Genomic DNA, 21,761 nt, shown 5'->3' with positions numbered 1-21,761 from the left:
TAAATGAAAAAGGGCCATCCGGCCCTTTTTCGTTTTGTACCTTAAAATCCAAACCCAATGTAAAATGAAAACGCACTGTTTTTAGAGTCCCTGGTCAACTGACCACTCAGACTATTGTCTTTGCCGATTTCCTGCAGGCCATAACTGTAACGGGCGCCGAGTGTAGCATTGCCGATATCGAATCCGACACCACCTACAAGACCGAAGTCGGTTCCCCTGAAGTTTTCCCTGTTAAGGGTGGTAACCCCATTGATATTACCGTTATTGTCTACGTCTTTGATTTTAGCGGAAGTAAGGAAGGCAGCATATCCACCTGCGTGCAGGCTGAAATTCTGCGCTATGTTGAATACGGCAGTTACCGGGATCTCGATATAATCGAGGTTGAAGCGATATTTACCGCTACCGAGCACATTGTTGTATTCAAGCTGCGATCCCTTCATGGAATACAGTACCTCCGGCTGAATGGAAACTCCTCTGGCAACGGGAAGTTTTGCATAGAGACCGAAAGTACCACCTACTTTCATGTTCTCATTCTTAACATCATTCACGTATAAATTGGTGAGGTTAATACCACCTTTAACGCCGAGCTTTGGTGTTGGACGGCTTTCATAACTTGTTTGCTGTTCCTGGGCAAAAAGGCTGCCCGCGGTAAAACTGGTTACAACGGAGAGTATCATTACCCAGGCTTTTTTCATTACAATCTTTTTCATAATCTCTGGTTTAATTTAAAACTGACTGTAAAAAAAGAATGCCTGATGGATAATGTGCTGATTCAGAATAGATCGGGTAACATGTTCCTCATGAAAAAGCCATTTCCGTGGGGAAATGGCCTGGATATATAGCGGGTAATTATTGTTGGGGAAGTTATGCGTAATGATTGGATCCTTCGCCATACAGATTTTTGTAATTATATCCATGCGGCATGAACCAGTGTGAGATCATATTTTTGATCCTGTCTATAAATCCGTTTCCGGGCTCTGTATCATTTCCGTAATAGTTTACGTTGCTGATCCTTACTTTCAGCAGCACTTTGCCGGCAGGAGGTGTCACTTCTTTTTCAAGCGCCTCAATGCTTTGCGCGATCTCTTCCGGCTCTATCATGATCCTGGCCACGCCCAGCACATTGATGTAATAGGGCGAACCCTTTCTGAAATAATTGAGGCCCACAAGAAATTCTCTGTCGAATTCGTTAACGCTTTGTTCCGGTTTGTCGATATGAAACCAGACATTGCCTGTTTCGTCAACATGTATTGTATCTATAACGGCAGATTTTATTCTGAGGACCTGGTTGCTATGACAATGCATCACTGCGGTACCCAGGTTGCGGATCTTATCGCCGATGAATGAAAATGAATTGTACTGCATAACCAAAGTGTTTGTTAAAAAATATCAAGAAAATTCTGTACCGTTTTTTTGCCAAACGCAGACAATTATGCATTGGGGAATTATTTGCCCAGAAGCAATTTCCTGGTGGTTAAATTGGAAGAAATAGATACCCATATATTGGTATGTTTTTAGCATTTCAGGGGAATATGAAAAAATGGCCAAAAAGAATCCTCATCTTTTTCTCAGCACTAATTGCATTTGTAGTATTGGTCATTTTGCTGTTGCACACGGGTTTTGCCAAAAGAATAGTCAGGAATAAACTGGAAGCATTCCTGTCGGGAAAAACCAAAACTGAGTTTCATATCGGGGGTGTGAATTATCTGTTGCCAAAATGGGTTGAGCTGAACGGGGTATTTGTAAAGGATTTGCGCGGTGATACACTATTATGGGGTAAGAAGATCCGTGTTGATATTCGTATGCTGGGCCTGATCAAAGGTGAATACGATGTTCGCCGGATCGAACTGGATCAGTTATATGCATATATTACGAAGAAGCAGGCCGACACTACCTTCAATTACCAGTTCCTGATCGACGCTTTTACGAGTAAAGAACCTGTTGCGCAGGAAAAGAAAGATACATCTGCCCTCGCGCTCACTTTACGGAAAATAGAAATCAGGGGCTCGCGTTTCAGCTGGCTTGATGAAAGCGGCGGTCTGCAAATGACCGCTCAGATCGGATCTGTGGCTTTTGATATAGACAGTATTGATTTTAAGAAACAGGTATACGCGGTGAAGGAAGGTTCAATCGAGAATACCTATTTTAATATGCAGCAGCGCGCTGCTACAGGTACCGAGGAAACCGCAAATACCGCAGCTACAGTTTCTTCCACTGCTATGCCTGTTGTTAAAGTGAAGGATTTTACGGTCAGGAAGAGTGCATTTAATCTGAACAGTCCGGCTTTTGTAAGCAATAATATCATCAGTTATCTCGCACTTGGTAAACTCGATGCCGATCTTAACCGGAGTATGTTTTTGGTGGATAAAGCCGCCCTCGACAGCAGCAATATTGTTTTCGTACAAAGAGCAGTACAGACAGAGCAGGTTGCCGGAAAAACAGTAAAAGATACTGCCCTTTCAACGGGTTCCATGCTGGTGCAGGTAAATCAGCTTGATCTGAAAGGTAACCAGGTTGCCTTTGATAACGGCACTGGTAAGGTACAGTCAACCGCTATCGATTATAATCATCTGCTGCTGAAAGACCTGCTGGTGCATGCGAAAGGTATTTATTATGCAGGCAGTAATATGAAGGCAGATATCTCTCGCATCTCCTTCAGGGAAAGAAGCGGTTTTGTGCTCGACACTTTACAGGGAAACTTCGGAATGGATAGCAGCAAAATAGCGATCGCCGGTGCAAAGCTGATCACACCTCATTCAAAACTGTTTGCCACAGCATTGGTTTACCCGCGCAGTCTGCAAGGGCAGGATGCTTCATTGCAGAATAATGAGATTTCCATTAAAAATACAGTCTTGTCAAAGCCAGATCTCTTCATGCTTGCTCCCGGGCTTGCAGCAAAATACCGGAAAGAACTGGCGGCATTCAACAGTATTTATCTCAACGGTGATATCTCCGGAACCCGGGAACAGCTGAATGTCCGCGCACTCAGCCTGCAGACCAATAATAAAAATCTGCAGCTGTTTATAACCGGGAAGCTGAAGCATCCGCTGGATACAAAACGCTTGCAGTATGATGCTGAAATACATCGCCTCATCGCAACGCGTGAACTGATCAGCCCCTGGGTGAATAAAGGTTCAACACAACAGATCGATCTGCCGCCCGTGTTTTCCGTAAGCGGCCATGTGAATGGCAATATGTCTGTAGTGCGTCCCGATCTCAGGTTGCAAAGCAGTTATGGCGAGGCAGAGATAAAAGGCATGCTGGCCGGCTTCGACAAGCCGGCTGCTATGGAATACAACATGCAGCTGGTGGCGAAAAAACTGGAAACTGGAAAATGGATCAAAAAAGATTCACTGCTGGGGCCGCTTACGGGAACCGTTGTAGTAAAAGGACGCGGAACGGATTATAAAACGGCATCTATTACATCACATATCAATTTTCGTTCATTCCGCTTAATGGAACACGATTACCAGGCTTTCACAGCAGATATTGACGGCAGGCACGGACTATATGCGATTAAGGCAAATTCTGCCGACCCGCTGCTCGATCTTTCACTCGATGGAACTGCAGATGTAACCCGCAAATACCCTTCCGGTAAAGCGAGCCTCGATGTAAGAAATGCAGATCTGACAGGATTAGGTTTAACAAAGGATTCTTTGCGGATACAGTCTGAAGCAGATATTACGCTGAACAACGCAGATCCCGGTGCGTTGGATGTACATGCAAGATTAGACACTACCAGGATTTACCGCGGCTCTCAGCAGATCTACCTTGACAGCCTTGTACTAAAAGGTTTCAGGGACAGTGGTCTTACGTTTATAACCCTGCGTTCTGATCTTGCAGATGCAAGCCTGAAAGGAGAATTCGATTATACAAAGCTCCCGGCTGTTCTCACAGCATATGTAAACAAATACAGGGACAGCATACAGATCGATACCACATCGATCGCCAACACCAGCATCAGCATGCAGGCAGATGTTAAACCTAACCCTGTTTATGCCGTATTGTTGCCCGGCTTGTTTTTCGACAAGAATATCCATGTTACGGGCGAGCTGGTAACAAGAAATGCCGACAGCTCATTTTATGTTACAGCATCGGTGCCTTATCTGAAATACCAATCCAATGTAGTCAGCGCCCTCCAGGCGGATATCCGGGCTGTTAATGATTCGCTCAGGCTTGCTGTAGTTGCGGATACTATCCAGGCAGCAGGACTGCTGCTATACAAAACAACCGCAAGCGGAGAACTGAGTAACCGTTTTGCGCAGGCATCTGTGCTCACACATGACGCAGCCGGGAAAGAGCGGTATCGCATATCGCTGCGCGGGAATAAGGAAAACGATAATTACGCGCTTACACTGGGCGATACATTGCGCCTTAATTACAACAACTGGAACGTAAGAAAAGACAACCGGATTGTACTGGGGTCGAAAGGATTTAACATCAGCCAGCTGGAAATTACCAATGGCGCTCAACGGCTCAGTGCAAATAGTGAAACGGCAGTTTTAGGCGCACCACTGAAAGTTGAGATCAGTAAATTCCGGGTATCCAATATCGCCGGGATCCTGGATCAGGATTCACTATCGGTGAATGGTTTACTGGATGTGAATGTGCGTGCAGAGAATTTCAGTAATAAAATCCCTACGATAGACGGCACCATAAAAGTAGATAGTCTTACTTACAACAAGATCGATGTAGGTAATATCGCTATCACGGCAAATGGCGGTGCTGATGGTGTCAATTTCAATGGTGGCTTAACAGGTAACGGCAACAATGTTGATCTTAAAGGAAGTTATACAGCCAGCCAATTGGATGCAAGTATTAACCTGAATCCTGTAAAAGTAAAAACTTTTGAAGCATTCAGTGCCGGAACGCTTGCACGTTCCGGCGGAAATGTTTCAGGTCCGCTCACCATAAAGGGGCCGGTAAGTGATTTGTCGTGGAGCGGAAAGCTGCGATTCGACAGTGTAAACACATCCCTTGCGCAGTATGGAACCGTATTGAAAATTGATAAGCAGGAGATCACACTTTCTTCGCCTGAAATCCGCTTCAACAAATTCACGATCAGGGATTCGGCAGATCACACTTTTCAGGTCGATGGTACTGTACGGCAGGACGCAAAAGCCGCAGGCGGATTTACCACAGATCTTTCGCTCAACGCACGGAATTTCATTGCGGTAAATAATACGGCTGTTGACAATAATGAAATCTATGGTACAGCTATCGTAAATGTGGATGCAACCATCGCAGGTCCGCTCGCAACACCCGATATCAACGGTAATGTTCGGTTAAGAGATGAGTCCAGTATTACCTATGCACGTCAGCCAAGAGCTGCAGCACTGAAAGACCGCGAAGGTGTTATCGAATTTATAGACCTCGATTCAATACCGGATATCCGTAAAGTAGAAGATGTAAGCGAAAAGAAAAAGACAACTACGTTTGCATTGAATTATAACCTCAATATAGAGATCGACCCGAATGCGCAGCTGAGTGTGATCATAGACCCGGCAACAAGGGATGAACTGATCGTTAAAGGATCGGCCCAGCTGAATGCGGGTGTTACACCAAATGGCGAAGTGGCATTGACTGGCGCCTATAACTTAACATCAGGAAGTTACCAGCTGAATTACCAGTTTCTGAGAAGGCGCTTTGAGTTGCAGGAGGGTAGCACGATCATGTTCAGCGGAGATCCCAGGGAGGCTGAAGCCAATATTACCGCGATGTACGAAATGGAGGCCGAACCACTGGAACTGATCGGTAACGAAATCGAGAGCGGCGGCACTGATAATGCTAATTACAGGCAGAAGTTTCCCTTCCAGGTAATCCTGAAAGTGAAAGGGCCTGTTACGGAACCCCGGCTTGAATTCGATATCAAACTGAAAGAGGGCGTAGCCGGTATCAACAGTACTGTTTCTACTACCATCGAGAATAAACTGGCGCAGCTCCGGAATGATGCCTCGTCTATGAACAAACAGGTATTTGCATTGCTGGTAATGAACAGGTTTATCGGCGAGCAGAGTAAAGACTTTTTCGCTGGCAGTGGCAATAACAACAGTAACGAAGAAATGATCAGGGCAAGTGTGAGCGGGTTTTTATCTGAAGTGGTAAACCAGCTGGCTGCAGATCTGATCAAAGGGGTTGATATTGATGTAAACCTGAAATCAGTAGATGATTATGCAACCGCAACACAACGTACAGATCTGAACCTTGCACTCAGCAAACGTTTTCTCGACGACAGGCTTTCTGTTATGGTGGGAAAGAACTTCACGGTAGACGGTGAAGATCCGCTCGCCCGAAGCCAGAATAATTCAAACCTTTCTTTCCTGCCGGATATTACAACCAATTATAAGTTATCCAGGAATGGGAGGTACATGCTGAAGGCTTACAGGAGAACCCAATATGAAGCGATTCTGGATGGTTATTTCGTTGAAACCGGGGTGGCATTCTCCATCAGCCTCGATTACGTGAAATTCAGGCAGATTTTTAATCAATTGAAAAAGAAAAAGAACCGCAAGAACGATAATGAAAAAGAACGCTAAATATATATTATTTGCCTGCCTGGTCATGTTCTGTGCCTGCAATGTCAGCCGCAAGCTGCCTGCCGGTACCCAGTTGTATAACGGGGCAAAATATACCATAGAGAAGGAGGACGATAATAAAGCCAAAACCGGTTCGGTTAAAAGCCAGCTCAAAAAAATAACACTGCCCAGGAAAAATAAAATGATACTGGGATTTCCGTATAAGGTTTGGTTCTGGTATGCGATCGGCGAACCGAAGAAACAAAAGGGATTTAAATACTGGCTTCGCAACAAGTTCGGTGAACCTCCGGTTTTAAGCACCGTGGTTAACACCGAAGCTACCAGTGAAAGTTTTGCGGCATATCTTGAAAATAAAGGATATTTCAGAACAACCGCCAAAGGGGATACAACTGTGAAAGGCTATAAAGTAACAGCCAATTACACGGTAAAACTTGGCATGCCTTATTCCATTAATCATGTGCAATGGGTGCTCGACAGTAACCAGGAGATCAGCACAGATATTTCAAGGATGGATGAAAAAGAGAATTATCTCAGGAAAAAAGATCAGTTCGATCTGGATAATGTAAAAGCGGAGCGGACAAGAACAGACCTGTTCCTGAAAACAAAAGGGTATTATTATTTCAGTCCGGATTATATCAAAGGCTGGATCGACAGTTCTGCCGGTAATCATCAGGTGAATATATTTATGCGGCTGAAAGACAGTATACCTGTTGCTGCGGACCTGCCACAGCGTATCGGAAGGATAACGGTCTTCCCTAATTATACTTTGCTGAAACCACCGCCGGATACCTCAAAACGCGGACTGCTGGAATATGATGGTATTTATATCCGCGATACAATGAATCGTATCAAACCTTCAGCCCTGGTAAGATCTATTACATACCGTTCCGATTCTTTGTATAATATCAAGGAACACAATAAAACCCTTAACAGGTTTATCAATATGGGGCTGTTCAAATTTGTGAAAAGCAGGTATGAAGGCAGCCGCGACAGCAATAACTCACGCTACCTTGATGTCTACTATTATCTGACACCGATGAAAAAGAAAACGATCAACGCAGAGATCGGTGGCTTTACAAAATCGAATTCATTTACAGGTGGCCAGCTGAATGTAAACTGGAAGAACAGGAATACGTTCGGAGGTGCAGAGCAATTGAATATTAAGGGTTACACATCTTTTGAAAGCTCTTCCGTTGATTCCTTACGCGGAAACAGTAACTACCGTCTGGGCGGGGAAGTGTCGTTGCTTTTTCCACGCTTTGTTACCCCTTTCCGTATCAGGGAAAGCAATTATTTCCCGCCAAAAACCAGGTTCTCTGTCAGTTATGAATGGATGCGCCGGCAAAGTCTGTATACCAAGAACTTTTTCAGGTTCCAGTATGATCTTACCTGGAAAGAATCGCCAAACAAAGAACATACACTAGGGCCGGTCAGCATTACTTATAACAATACCACCAATACAACGGATGAATTCCTGAACCAGCTGGCGCAATTGCCATCCTTGCGGTATACCAGTCTGCCGGAACTGATCGTAGGTTCATTTTACAATTTCGTTTTCAACAGCGTCAATCCGAATGCCAAAAACATTTTCTATTTCAATGGGAATGCTGAAGCAGCAGGTAATATAGCCGGACTGGTTAATAAAGCAGCTGTGCCTTATTCTGCCAAATTGTTTGGCGCTTATTATGCACAATACGCAAAGCTGGATCTGGATTTCAGGTATACCCGTAAACTGGGTGATGACCTTTATCTTGCAAACAGGGTTATCCTGGGGGCGGGTTTTCCTTATGGTAACTCGTCATTTCTTCCATTCTCCAAACAATATATTATCGGCGGCTCGAGCAGTCTGCGCGGGTTCAGTCCGAGGCAGATCGCTGGACGCATACTGACATCAGCCGTTCAGCAGGCATATCTTCCGCAGGTGGGTGGTGATTACAAACTTGAGTTGAATTCGGAACTGCGGTTTCCGATTGCAGGCAAGCTTAAAGGCGCCGTATTTGCAGATGCCGGAAATATCTGGACCAAAGACACGCTGATCTATGGCGGCGGAAGTAAGCTGACAAGCAGCTTCCTGAAAGATATAGCAGTAGATGCAGGTGTTGGTCTACGTTTCGATGTAACTATACTGATCATCAGGCTGGATGTAGCTGCACCGTTGCGCAAACCCTGGCTGCCGAGAGGACAGGAATGGGTGATACGCGATATCGATATTTTCAACTCAGGCTGGAGACGCGACAATATTGTCTATAACATCGGTATAAGTTATCCTTTCTGATATGATGACGAAAAAACGAAGTATCTGGGTCATTGTGCTCGTACTGCTCCTATCAGGCGGGATCTTCTGGTGGACGACACGTAAGAAGGATATTGTGAAACAGGCCGTTTTAAATGTGGTGAAGAATAAAACGGATAGCCTGTACAAATTATCGTATGATTCATCCGAGCTGGATGAAGTGAATGGGAATGCCTTCCTGTATAATGTAAGCCTGCGGATAGACAGCAGCAGACTGAAAGCTTTACAGAGCAAGGGAGAATTGCCGGCAGTAACAATGGATGTACATGTAGCCAAACTCACCATTCTCGGTCTTGCGTCGCTGGATTTACTTACAAACACATCACTTGAAGTAAAGGGAATAGAACTTGAAAACCCGGTGATCATGATCAGCAGGTGGAAGAGCACAAAACCGGATCAGCAAAACGATACACTTGAATTATATCAAAGGATCACTGGTCGTTTCGAACATGTGAAAGCAGGTTATATCAGTATCAGGAATGGAAATGTAGTGGTAAGGGATACGGCAGGAAAAGCCACATTCAGTGCATTGGGAATCAGTACGCGCATGGATAACCTTTTGGTAGACAGTGCGCATAGTTACCGGAACATCATGTCCTATTTTGTGAAACAGGCAGATGTAAAAGTGACGGAAGCCGGTAATGATAACTGGAAGATTAATAATGTGATCTACAAGTCGGCAGCCGGTTATCTCGCTTTCGATAGTCTTACAGACCAAGGCGGCGGTGCTGTGGAAATAAAGGTCGCACGCACCACATTTACGGGCCTCGATCCTTATCTTTTTGTTTACCATCAGCAGTTCAAAAGCCGTCGCCTCAATATCACCGGAGCCGATATCCGAACAGGAGGAAAGTTGCGACGTAATGGCAACAAGCCTTTCAGGCTGCCGGCAGTCTTCTCCTCTGTGATCGTTGATTCGCTGACCATTGAAAAGGGAAATTTCAATATACATAATGCAAAGGGCGGTAGAATCAATGTAACTGAAGCGGATCTTTTGTTGCGCAACGTTCAGATTGACCGAACAGTGAAAGACCTCGCAGGATATATTGTATCAAGACCAATTACAGCAGACGTAAAAGAGATAAGTGTCGGTCCGGCAAAAGGCATACACCGGACAGTGATCCGGAATATCCGTTATGATGGAAATACAGGGCTTTCAGTTGCAACACTGGATGTGAATCCCGTGATCACCAGGGCAGCATTGGCTAAGCGTGGGATGCAGAAAGACCTGTATAATATCCATATAAAAGATTTGTTTGCGGCCGGGTTTGATCTTCCTGCACTTGTAAAAGGAACGATCACTGCAAAAATGGTAAGGCTGCAGCTGGATTTCAAAGTGTACAATGACAAAACCCTGCGGATGGACAGTATTAAACGTATCGGTAATTATCCGCATCAGCTGATCGGGAAAAGTAAAACCGTCTGGAATATCCCCATGATCGAACTGAAGAATTCAACAGTAACCTATGAAGAAAAAGCAGCAAAAAGCGGATTAATGGGTGCTGTTCATTTTACAAATGTGAACGCCACTGTGCAGCATGTTACGAATATGCCCGAGCTGCTGAAAAAAGACCCGGTGATGCTGGTAAGAGCAGAAGCGCTTTTTGAAAGATCCGGTAAGATAAAATGTGAATGGCAGCTCCCGGTAAATACGACCAACGGCAGCTTCACGATACAAGGTTCACTGGAAGGAATGGATCTTACAAAACTGAACCCGGTTATTAACCCTTTAAGTATGGCCAGTATCAGATCCGGTTATAACGAACTGATGCAGTTTACAATCAATGGAAATAATACCCAAAGTCATGGAGACATGCTTTTCACCTACAAAGACCTGAAAGTGGACCTGCTTAAGAAAGACGACCGTGACAGCCTGGAAAAAAAAGAGTTTATGAGTTTTCTTGCGAACAGTATTGTCAGGAATAATCATCGCGCAACAAAGCCGCAGGCCTATACATTTGAAAGAGATGTATACAAATCATTTTTTAACCTGGTCTGGAAATCGATCTTCGAAGGAGTTAAAAATACAGTGATGACTATTAAGTAAAAACGAACATGAAGAATTCCGTTTTTTATACAGGTTGTTCAGGTTTTTCTTATAAGGAATGGAAGAATCGTTTTTATCCCGAAAAGCTTGCAGCAACAAAATGGCTGGCTTATTATGCAACTGTATTCAATACGGTAGAGATCAACATGACTTTTTACCGTAAGCCATCCACCCAGTTGTTCCAGCGCTGGTATGACACCGTGCCGGATCATTTTTCCTTTTCAGTAAAAGCGCCGCGCCTGATTACGCATTACCGCAAGTTTGTAAATGTAAAAACTGAACTGAATGAGTTTTATTCATTCGTGTCGGAAGGGCTACGCGAAAAAGCAGGCTGTATCCTTTTCCAGTTACCGCCCTCTTATTCTTTTACGCCCGAGCGGCTGGAGCATATCATCGGAAATCTTTCAGGCGGGTTTATGAATGTTGTGGAATTCCGTCATGCCAGCTGGTGGAATTCTGAAGTAATGACTGCATGCAAAGAGGCTGGTATTGTGTTCTGCGGCATTAGCCACCCGACCCTCCCGGATGAACTGATTAAAACGGCACCGGTGATCTATTACAGGTTTCATGGAACCCCTGAATTATATTATTCATCCTATGACGATGCATTCATGCAAAAAATAGCTGCATCAATCCGGCACAAGCAGTCTGAAACAGAACTGGTGTATTTATATTTCAATAATACGGCATCTGTGGCGGCTGTTGATAACGCGAAATACATCCGGGAACTGCTGGTTTAACCGCCTTCAACTGGCACAGTTTTTTCATTTTATGAGCTAACCTCCAGGCTGCTACTTTTTACGATACAACAGGATAAGAAAGGATATGAAAAAAATTTTACTGATAGATGATGATATGGATATGTGTTTGCTGTTAAACAGGTTCCTTACACGTGAAGGTTATATCGTAACAGAAGCGCATAGCGGGAAGGATGCCATGCAGGCATTGAATCAGTCATTGCCTGACCTTGTGATCTGCGATCTGCAGTTAGGTGATATGGAAGGAACGGCAATCCTTAAAATCGCCAAAGAAAAAAAATCTACCCTCCCTTTTATCATCATTACCGGTTACAGCGATATCCTCACTTCCATGAATGCCATCAAACTCGGCGCTTTCGATTATGTAGCAAAACCACTCCTGATGGAGGAAATGAAAGCCACGATCAAAAGAGCCATCGAGGCCGCGGAGAAGCAGGATGATATGGCCCGCACGGGCAAGTCGGCAGCTACAAAACAAAGCAAACATCTGGATGCAAAAACAACCAGTTTTAATGCACTCAATAAACAAATCGACCTTGTTGCTCCAACCGAACACAATGTGATCATTTATGGTGAGAGCGGAAGCGGAAAGGAAGTGGCTGCGCAGGAAATACATAAAAGAAGCAAACGCAGCCGCAAACCCTTTGTGATCGTGAATTGTAACACCCTGTCCGGCTCCAGCGAGCTGGACATGCTTTTTGCAGACAAACAGGGCAGTTTTCATATCGCCAACGGCGGCACTTTATTGTTGGATGACGTAACTATGTTAAGTCCTGCTGCACAGGCTGCAGTACTCAGTGTAAAGCAAACAGGGAAAGTAAATGGTTACAGGAATGCAGATTTTGATGTACGTATTCTTGCATCCAGTAACGAGAGTGTATGGACAGCGGTACGCAAAAGAAAATTCAGCGATGAATTGTATTATACGCTTAATGACTTTAATATTTCAGTCCCGCCGCTGAGAGAACGTAAGGATGATATTATGGTTTTTGCAGAGCATTTTTTGAAGCAGGCCATCACAGATGCGGAAAAAGAAAGCATCAGTTTTTCCGCCGATGTTATACCTCTTTTTGAAAATTACAGCTGGCCGGGAAATCTTCATGAACTGAGAAATGTGATCAATAAAGCAGTTGTAACTACGAAGACTAACGAAATAACTCCCGGATCACTCCCCGCTGAACTGGTAACCGCAGCAAAAAATTCAGTCATGATCAAACAATAAAATTGGGTATATAATTCCCCATTTTATCTCTACTCCATCTTTAAATGAATTTCCGTAAGGAACATGCATGCTTTTTCAATGACAAAGGCTGGTACTGTTTTTTAGGTAAGAAGGGTGATCTTTTTTACAGGAAGCATCCGGTAAGTTTATCAGATACGTAAAAGCAATTCAATGAAAGTCAGGAACAGGAAAAGCCAGCAAAAAGATATTCTTGAAATACTGCCACATGCCATCGAATCTATAAAAAAAAGCATTCTTACTCCCTTTTTTGGCGATGACCTTGTGAAAAAATATGCGGGCGAACAAACACCGCTGCGTTCTGAATTATTTTCTGTTGAACAACTCGCCGATTATGCGGGCAATCTTGCAAAAACACATGTACTCATATCCGGCAGTCCTTCGGAACAGTTGCTGAAAAGACTTGCAGATAATGAATCCGTATTACTGGATGTACATAAACTGCTGACTGAATCGATCAAGGAAAATCAACGTATTGTTCCGGCCGGCGAATGGCTGCTGGATAATTTCTACCTGATAGAAGAACAGATCCATACCGGTAAAAAACATTTACCCAAAGGATACAGTAAAGGTCTGCCGCAACTGCAGCGGGGGCCTTCTGAAGGTTTGCCGCGGGTGTATGATATTGCAGTGGAGATCATATCGCATACGGATGGCCGTATCGACCTGTCAAGCCTTGGTGCATTTATTCATGCATACCAGGAAGTAACGCCTTTAAAGATAGGAGAGCTCTGGGCTATACCAATTATGCTCCGGCTGGCATTGCTGGAGAACCTTCGCCGTCTTGCCATCAAGATCGCATTTGATATTACGAACAAAAGCCTCGCCGACCGCTGGGCCGATGCAATGACCAACGCGGTGGAAAACAATCCCAAAGACCTTGTACTGGTGATAGCGGATATGGCAAGGTCAAATCCGCCCATGGAAAGTTCTTTTGTTGCGGAACTGATCAGGAGATTACAGGGTAAGGGTCCGGTGCTGGCACTGCCCTTAAGCTGGGTGGAACAACGCTTGTCAGAAAACAATCTTACGAGCACTGAGCTTGTACAGATCGAAAACCAGAAACAGGCGGCAGACCAGGTGTCTATCAGTAACAGCATCAGCAGTCTTCGTTTCCTGAGTACGAACGACTGGCGTGAATTTGTTGAACAAACCAGTAAAGTAGAGGAACTATTACGGCAGGATGCAACCGGAATATATCCGCATATGGATTTTTTCACCCGTGATAATTACCGTCATGCGGTGGAAGAGGTGGCCAAGCACAGTACATTGTCTGAGCAACAGGTAGCGGCTACTGCTTTAAAACTGGCCAATGATAATTATGTGGCAGGAAGCACGGATATCCGTACAACACATGTTGGTTACTTCCTGACCGGTAAAGGATTGCGTCGCCTGGAGCGGTTAGTGGGAATGAAATTCACGTTCTGGCAGAAATGCCGTCGCTTTTTCAACAGGGTTCCGTTAGTATTCTACGCAGGTATCATCAGCATACTTACACTGCTGATGGGCTGGTTGTTCATGTATAAGATCTATACACCCGAATGGAGCAGCTGGGTTTACCTGCTGATCTCATTGCCGGTGATAACTGCAACCAGCCAGTTATCTATATCGCTTGTAAACTGGCTGTCCACCATACTTGCAAAGCCCGATCTGCTGCCGCGGATGGACTTCTCAAAAGGGATCCCGGAGAGTGCGCGTTCCATGGTAGTGATACCCACAATGCTCAGCAGCATGGAAACACTCGACCAGTTGGTAGAAGATCTTGAAGTACGCTTCCTCGCCAACCGCGACGCTAACCTGCATTTTGCATTGCTGACCGATTTCAATGATGCAGACCGCGAACATATGCCGGATGATGAAGCCCTCCTGCATGCGGCAAGAAGCAGGATCATACAGCTGAACAGGAAATACGACCGGCCAACAAACGATACCTTTTTTCTTTTTCACCGCCCGCGTACCTGGAATGCAAAAGACAAGATCTGGATGGGCTATGAACGGAAACGCGGTAAACTCGGCCATTTGAATGAATTGCTGCGGGGGAAATCAAGAGACGCTTTTTCAGTGATTATAGCGGATGAATCTTATTTTGATTCCATCCGTTATATTATTACGCTGGATACCGATACGGAATTACCGAGGGATGCCGCATGGCGTCTTGTAGGAACCATCGATCACCCGCTCAACAGGCCGGTATATTCCCAAAAAAAGAAACGCGTAACGGAAGGTTATACCATTCTTCAGCCCCGTGTATCCAACAGCCTGCCGGCTGCAGGAAGTTCTGTTTATACAAGGATACATGGCAATGAACCCGGTACCGATCCTTATACCAGAACCATATCCGATGTATACCAGGATCTTTTTCACGAAGGTTCATTTATCGGTAAAGGCATTTATGAAATCGATGCTTTTGAAAAAGTTCTCGGTGATCGTTTTCCGCCCAACCGCATACTCAGCCATGACCTGCTCGAAGGCTGTTATTCACGTTCCGGATTAGTGAGTGATGTGCAGTTGTATGAAGAATACCCGTCCCGGTACAGTGCCGACATGAAACGCAGGCACCGCTGGATCCGCGGCGACTGGCAGATCGCAACCTGGCTGCTGCCTGTTGTGCCTGATGCCAGAGGGAAATACATCCGGAATCCGTTATCCGCACTTGCAAAATGGAAGATCGCCGATAACCTGCGCAGAAGCCTGTTTCCCTTCTCATTGCTGTTGCTGTTCATCCTGGGCTGGTTATACGCAGAACCTGTTACCTGGACACTGATGTGTTTAGGCATCCTGTTCCTCCCGGCAGTGATCAGTTTTATATGGGAAGCAGCGCGTAAGCCCAAAGACATCAATATCTGGCAGCACATCAATTATACAATACGTTCTGCAAAAGATAACTGGGTACAGACATTATTGTCACTGGCCACACTTCCTTACGAAGTGTATATAAATACAAGCGCAATACTGGTTACGTTATGGCGAATGTATATCACCGGGAAAAAACTGCTGGAATGGAATCCGTCTTCAAGCCCTATCAATAAAGTTGATAAAAACCTGCTGCAGACATACGGAGCCATGTGGTTTTCTCCTTTTACCGCAGCCGGTGTATTGTATTGGGTGGCTGCGTGGAATCCGATCACACTCATCTTCGCTTTCCCGGTAATATTTGCGTGGGCCGTAGCTCCTTTCATCGTATGGGTTATCAGCAAGCCGGTAAAAGAAGAAGCGGCTGTGATCTCTGCGGACGAGAAAAGATATCTCAGGAGATTATCCAGGAAGATCTGGTTTTTCTTCGAAACCTTTATCACTGCAGCTGATAACTGGCTGCCGCCTGATAATTACCAGGAAGAGCCGGTAGAAAGACTTGCGCACAGAACATCGCCAACAAATATAGGTCTGTCACTGCTGGCAAATCTGACGGCATATGATTTTGGTTATATCACAGCTACCAGTCTGATCGAACGCTGTACGCATACGATCGGTACCATGCAGGCGATGGAAAAATACAAAGGCCATCTTTACAACTGGTATGACACGGAAACCCTTCAGCCGCTGAATCCGCGGTATGTATCCACTGTAGACAGCGGAAACCTTGCCGGTCATCTTATTACCTTAAGACAGGGATTACTGGCACTGGGAGATGAAAAAGTGATCCGTAAAAAAATATTTGAAGGCCTGACAGATACCGTAAATGTATTACTGGAACTTCAGCCCGCGCATTTCCCCATCCAGCTTTTCAGAGAGCAGCTCGATAATGTCTGCCTGCGCAGCCCTGAAAACCCTGCGCAATACCGCCAGTGTATCGATAAAATGGAGCTGGCTGTAAATGAATTGAAACCATCGATCGAACAGACGAACGATAAACTTGCGATAGAATGGACGGGACGGCTGGACAGGCAGCTGATACAGATCAAAAATGAACTGTACAATTTCATGCCCTGGGTATTACTGCCGGAACCACCATCAGGTTTTGAAGAGCCGGATGTTCTGAAACAGATACCCACACTGCGTGAACTGGCAAGAATGGAACACCAGATCCTGCCGGTGATCGATAGTTATTATTCTGATAATAACACCGCTGCCGAAGAAGAGTGGCTCGACAGGTTGCGTACGGGTATAACGGAAGCGGTACGACGTGCCAAGGAAACCATACTGATGGCAGAAAGACTGGCTGGTGAATGTGAAGGGCTCGCCGATATGGAGTATGCATTCCTTTATGATTCTTCACAGCACCTGCTCGCAATCGGTTATAATGTAGATGAGAACAGACGGGACCACAGTTATTATGATCTGCTCGCCTCTGAAGCACGTTTATCTGTATTTGTTGCTATCGCACAGGGAAAACTACCGCAGGAAAGCTGGTTCGCTTTAGGCAGGCAGCTTACGAATGAGGGCGTAACGCCGATGCTGTTGTCCTGGAGCGGCTCCATGTTTGAATACCTGATGCCCCTGCTGGTGATGCCTGGTTATGAAAATACCCTGCTCGATCAGACCAATAAAGGTGTGATCCTTAAACAGATTGAATATGGCCGGAAAAGAAATATACCATGGGGCATTTCCGAGTCGGGATATAATATGATCGATACGCACATGAATTACCAGTATAAAGCGTTCGGTGTGCCGGGAAGTGGTTTTAAACGGGGCCTCTCAGAAGACCTTGTGATAGCGCCTTATGCAACAATAATGGCGCTGATGGTGAACCCTGAAGAAGCATACAGGAATTTACAGGTGATGCGCGAAGAAGGTTTTGAAAGACGTTATGGTTTTGTTGAAGCGGTTGATTATACAGCAGCGAGATTACCAAGAGGTAAATCGCATGTGGTGATCAATTCATTCATGGCGCATCACCAGGGCATGGCATTCCTGTCGCTCGCTTACCTGCTGCTCGATCAGCCGATGCAGAAAAGATTTGTGTCAGATGTTCATTTCAAATCCACATTATTACTACTGCAGGAAAGGATCCCTCGTATCACCACATTCTACTCTCCGGGTATACATGTGGCCGACAGCAGCATGGTTATCGAAACCGACCTGCCGATGCGTGTGATCAATACGCCGAATACACAGGTGCCCGAAGTGCAATTGTTATCCAATGGCCGTTACGAAGTAATGGTAACCAATTCGGGTGGTGGCTATAGCAGATGGAAAGGGCTTGCCGTGAACCGCTGGCGGGAAGACAGCACCTGTGATAACTGGGGTACATTCTGTTATATCCGCGATCTTGATAATAACCAGCTCTGGTCCTCTTCTTACCAGCCGGTACTGCAGGAAGGTGAGAATTACGAAGTGGTCTTTTCTCAGGGTCGTGCCGAATTCCGCAGACGGGATCATTCCATTGAAACACATACGGAGATCGTTGTTTCTCCGGAAGATGATGTGGAACTGCGGCGTGTGCATATCACCAACAGGTCGAGAAAACGCAGGTATATAGAAATCACGAGTTATGCGGAAGTTGTACTGGCATCGCCTGTTGCTGATGCTGCTCACACTGCATTCAGTAACCTGTTTGTACAAACGGAAATTGTTGAGCCCCGGCATGCGATCATCTGTAGCCGCAGGCCGAGATCTGTAAAGGAACAGACGCCGTTCATGTTCCATTTGATGAAAGTGCACGATGCTGAAGTGGCACATGTAAGCTATGAAACTGACCGCAGCCGTTTTATAGGACGCGGGAATACCGTTCAGCAGCCGCTGGGAGTTACACAGTCCGGAACATTATCAGGATCGCAGGGCTCGGTACTGGATCCCGTGATCGCGATCCAATACCGCATCATCATTGAACCACTGGAAACCGTTGTGGTGGATATGGTATATGGTATGGGCGATACCAGAGAATTGGCAAACGGACTGATTGAGAAATACCAGGATAAACACCTTGCCAACCGTGCATTTGAACTGGCCTGGACGCATAGCCAGGTTATACTCCGCCAGATCAACGCCATGGAATCAGACGCACAGTTATATGGCAGGCTTGCCAGTTCCGTGATCTATGCAAATCCATCGCTTCGTGCAGATGCAGCGATTATTACAAAGAACAGACGTGGCCAGTCGGGTCTGTGGAGTTCTTCCATTTCAGGTGACCTTCCGATTGTACTGGTACAGATAGAAGATCAGAATAACATCGGCCTCGTTAAGCAAATGGTGCAGGCGCATGCGTACTGGCGCCTGAAAGGATTGCTGGTGGATCTTGTGATCTGGAATGAAGACCATGGTGGTTACCGGCAGGAATTGCAGAATGAAATACTGGCTTTAATCGCCCCGGGCGTTGCTGCAGATATGAAAGATAAACCAGGTGGTGTGTTTATACGTTCTGCGGAACAACTTTCCGTAGAAGATCGCATTCTCTTCCAGTCGGTGGCAAGGATAGTGATATCGGATAGCCTTGGCAGTCTTGAAGAACAGCTGAACCGGCGTAATAAGCTGCGTACCATCATTCCTTATTTTACGCCAAGCAAGATCTATCCAACATTAAGTACACCGGCATTACCTGTTAAAGACCTGCAGTTCTTTAACGGAACGGGGGGCTTCTCCAAAGACGGGAAAGAGTATGTGATCAATATCATGCCCAACAGCCCCACACCGGCACCATGGGTGAATGTGATCGCCAATCCGCAATTCGGAACGGTCATTTCAGAGAGCGGACAGGCATATACCTGGATTGAGAATGCCCATGAGTTCAGGTTAACGCCCTGGAACAATGATCCTGTGAGTGATAAAGGCGGTGAAGTATTTTACCTGCGGGATGAAGAGAGCGGCAGATTCTGGTCGCCGGTACCATTGCCGAGAAAAAGCAAATCGCATTATACCGTCCGGCACGGCTTCGGTTACAGCATTTTTGAACATACGGAAGACGGGATCATTTCATCCATGCGTGTTCATGTTGATCCCGAACTGCCGGTTAAATATATTGTGCTGAAACTGCACAATCGTTCAGGAAGATTAAGGAGGTTATCGGCTACCGGTTATATGGAATGGGTATTGGGAGAGCTGCGGCCGCGATCCGTCATGCATGTGATCACAGAAGCGGATAGCGCAACCGGTGCATTGCTGGCACGTAATGCTTATAACACCGAATGGGGTAATCGTGTAGCATTCTTTGATACGGATGAGCAATCCAAATCCATTACAACAGACCGCACTGAATTTATCGGCCGTAACGGTACACTTGCCAATCCCGACGCCATGAACAGGTCAAAGCTTTCTGGCAAAACCGGTGCTGCACTCGATCCCTGTGCCGTGATACAGGCTGTATTCGACCTGAAAGAAGAAGAGGAGCGGGAGATCATTTTCCGTATCGGTGCAGGAAATGATATGGGCCATGCACTGCAACTCATACGACAGGTAAAAGGCGGAAACGTGATGCGTGATTCTTTTGCGCGCATGCAGCAATACTGGAAGGAAACCCTGGAAACTGTTCGTATAGATACACCTGATACGGCTGTAAATTTGATGGGGAACGGCTGGCTCAGTTACCAGGTCATAGCATCGAGACTATGGGCACGAAGCGGTTATTACCAGTCGGGCGGAGCTTTTGGCTACCGTGATCAGTTGCAGGATACTTTATCGCTCATGCATATCCGTCCTGAACTCGTCCGCAAACAGATCCTGCTTTGCGCATCACGGCAATTCAGGGAAGGTGATGTGCAGCACTGGTGGCATCCGCCGGTTGGAAGAGGCGTTCGTACAACCTGTTCTGATGATTATCTCTGGCTGTCTTTTGTAACCTGCCGATATGTACTGCATACGGGCGATACAGGCATTCTTGACGAATCCGTGTACTTCCTTGAAGGCCGACCGCTGAATGTAAATGAAGAATCTTACTATGATATGCCGGCAAGATCGGCAGAAACTGCGTCACTGTATGAACATTGTGTGCGTGCTGTGAAACATGGCCTGCGTTTCGGGCAGCATGGTTTACCCCTGATGGGTTCGGGCGACTGGAACGATGGCATGGACAAAGTGGGCGAACACGGAAAAGGAGAGAGCATCTGGCTTGCATTTCTCTTATATGATATACTCCTGAAATTCAGTGATCTTGCTGATTCGAGGAATGATACTGCATTTGCAGCCGAATGCCGTGAAAAGGCAGAAACGCTGCGGGAGGATATTGAAAAGAACGGCTGGGATGGAGAGTGGTACAGGCGTGCTTATTTCGACGATGGTACTCCGCTTGGTTCTGCAGGGAATGAAGAATGTAAAATTGATTCCATTGCGCAGAGCTGGTCAGTGCTGTCGGGTGCGGCGCCCAAAGAACGATCCGTGCAGGCAATGCAATCAGCTTACCGTTACCTGGTGCGGAAAGATCCGGGTATCATACAGTTATTTGATCCGCCTTTTGATAAATCGTCGCTTAATCCCGGTTATATCAAAGGTTATGTGCCGGGCGTACGGGAAAATGGCGGTCAGTACACCCATGCCGCAATCTGGCTGGTGATGGCTTTTGCTGCGCTGGGCGATGCAGATAAAGTGTGGGAACTTTTCCAGCTCATCAATCCTGTCAACCACGCTACAACACCTGAAGAGACCAATGTATATAAAACAGAACCTTATGTGATCGCCGCAGATGTTTACGCAGTAGCTGGCCAGAAGGGGCGGGGAGGCTGGACCTGGTATACCGGCTCTGCAGGCTGGATGTACCAGCTGTTGTTCGAGTGGCTGGTGGGTATCAGGAAAGAAGGTGACAGGCTGGTGTTCAATCCATGCATTCCTGATAGCTGGCCTGAAGTAGCAGTACAGTATAAATACCAGGACACGGTTTTTGCAATAAAGATCATAAAAGACAGATCCGCAGGCAAAGGCAGGGTAAACGTTGTGGCAGATGAGCAACAGCAACCGGGAAACAGCATACAATTGATCAACGATCAGAAAGCACATTCCATCATTGTAAAAACAGGTTAGG

8 protein-coding genes are annotated in these 21,761 nt (G+C 45.9%); 6 read left to right on the top strand and 2 right to left on the bottom strand.

The genetic code is table 11. The annotated features are described in order from the left end of the window. Window positions 1-41: 41 nt before the first annotated feature. A complete protein-coding gene (locus tag B5D42_RS12455; RefSeq protein ID WP_078831847.1) occupies window positions 42-710 on the bottom strand; it encodes a porin family protein in 669 nt (222 codons plus the stop codon). Window positions 711-864: 154 nt separating this feature from the next. Beyond that, window positions 865-1,365: a hypothetical protein gene (locus tag B5D42_RS12450; protein WP_078831846.1), complete on the bottom strand. Its 501-nt coding sequence runs from the start codon at window positions 1,363-1,365 to the stop codon at window positions 865-867. Between the two features lie 167 nt (window positions 1,366-1,532). On the opposite strand from B5D42_RS12450, the gene B5D42_RS12445 reads away from it, so the two are divergent. From B5D42_RS12445 to B5D42_RS12420, 6 genes are all read left to right on the top strand, one after another. Next, a complete protein-coding gene (locus B5D42_RS12445) occupies window positions 1,533-6,536 on the top strand; it encodes a translocation/assembly module TamB domain-containing protein (RefSeq protein ID WP_176112997.1) in 5,004 nt (1,667 codons plus the stop codon). Then, window positions 6,520-8,811: a translocation and assembly module lipoprotein TamL gene (gene tamL / locus B5D42_RS12440; RefSeq protein WP_078831844.1), complete on the top strand. Its 2,292-nt coding sequence runs from the start codon at window positions 6,520-6,522 to the stop codon at window positions 8,809-8,811. The genes B5D42_RS12445 and tamL overlap by 17 nt, the downstream gene beginning before the upstream one ends. Window position 8,812: 1 nt before the next feature. Further along, window positions 8,813-10,876 carry a hypothetical protein gene (locus B5D42_RS12435; protein ID WP_078831843.1) on the top strand — a complete coding sequence of 688 codons (2,064 nt, stop codon included), beginning with the start codon at window positions 8,813-8,815 and terminating at the stop codon, window positions 10,874-10,876. A gap of 8 nt (window positions 10,877-10,884) precedes the next feature. Then, a complete protein-coding gene (locus B5D42_RS12430) occupies window positions 10,885-11,616 on the top strand; it encodes a DUF72 domain-containing protein (protein ID WP_078831842.1) in 732 nt (243 codons plus the stop codon). An 85-nt stretch (window positions 11,617-11,701) separates the two neighbouring features. After that, window positions 11,702-12,856, top strand: a complete 1,155-nt coding sequence (locus B5D42_RS12425) for a sigma-54-dependent transcriptional regulator (protein WP_078831841.1) — start codon at window positions 11,702-11,704, stop codon at window positions 12,854-12,856. Between the two features lie 171 nt (window positions 12,857-13,027). Next, window positions 13,028-21,760, top strand: a complete 8,733-nt coding sequence (locus B5D42_RS12420) for a GH36-type glycosyl hydrolase domain-containing protein (protein ID WP_078831840.1) — start codon at window positions 13,028-13,030, stop codon at window positions 21,758-21,760. Window position 21,761 lies beyond the last annotated feature (1 nt).

The organism is Sediminibacterium ginsengisoli, from assembly GCF_900167075.1.
In the GTDB taxonomy this organism is placed as follows: Bacteria; Bacteroidota; Bacteroidia; order Chitinophagales; family Chitinophagaceae; genus Sediminibacterium; species Sediminibacterium ginsengisoli.
The sequence above is the reverse complement of the archived record's forward strand: the minus strand, read 5'-3'. Positions and strand labels throughout refer to the sequence as shown.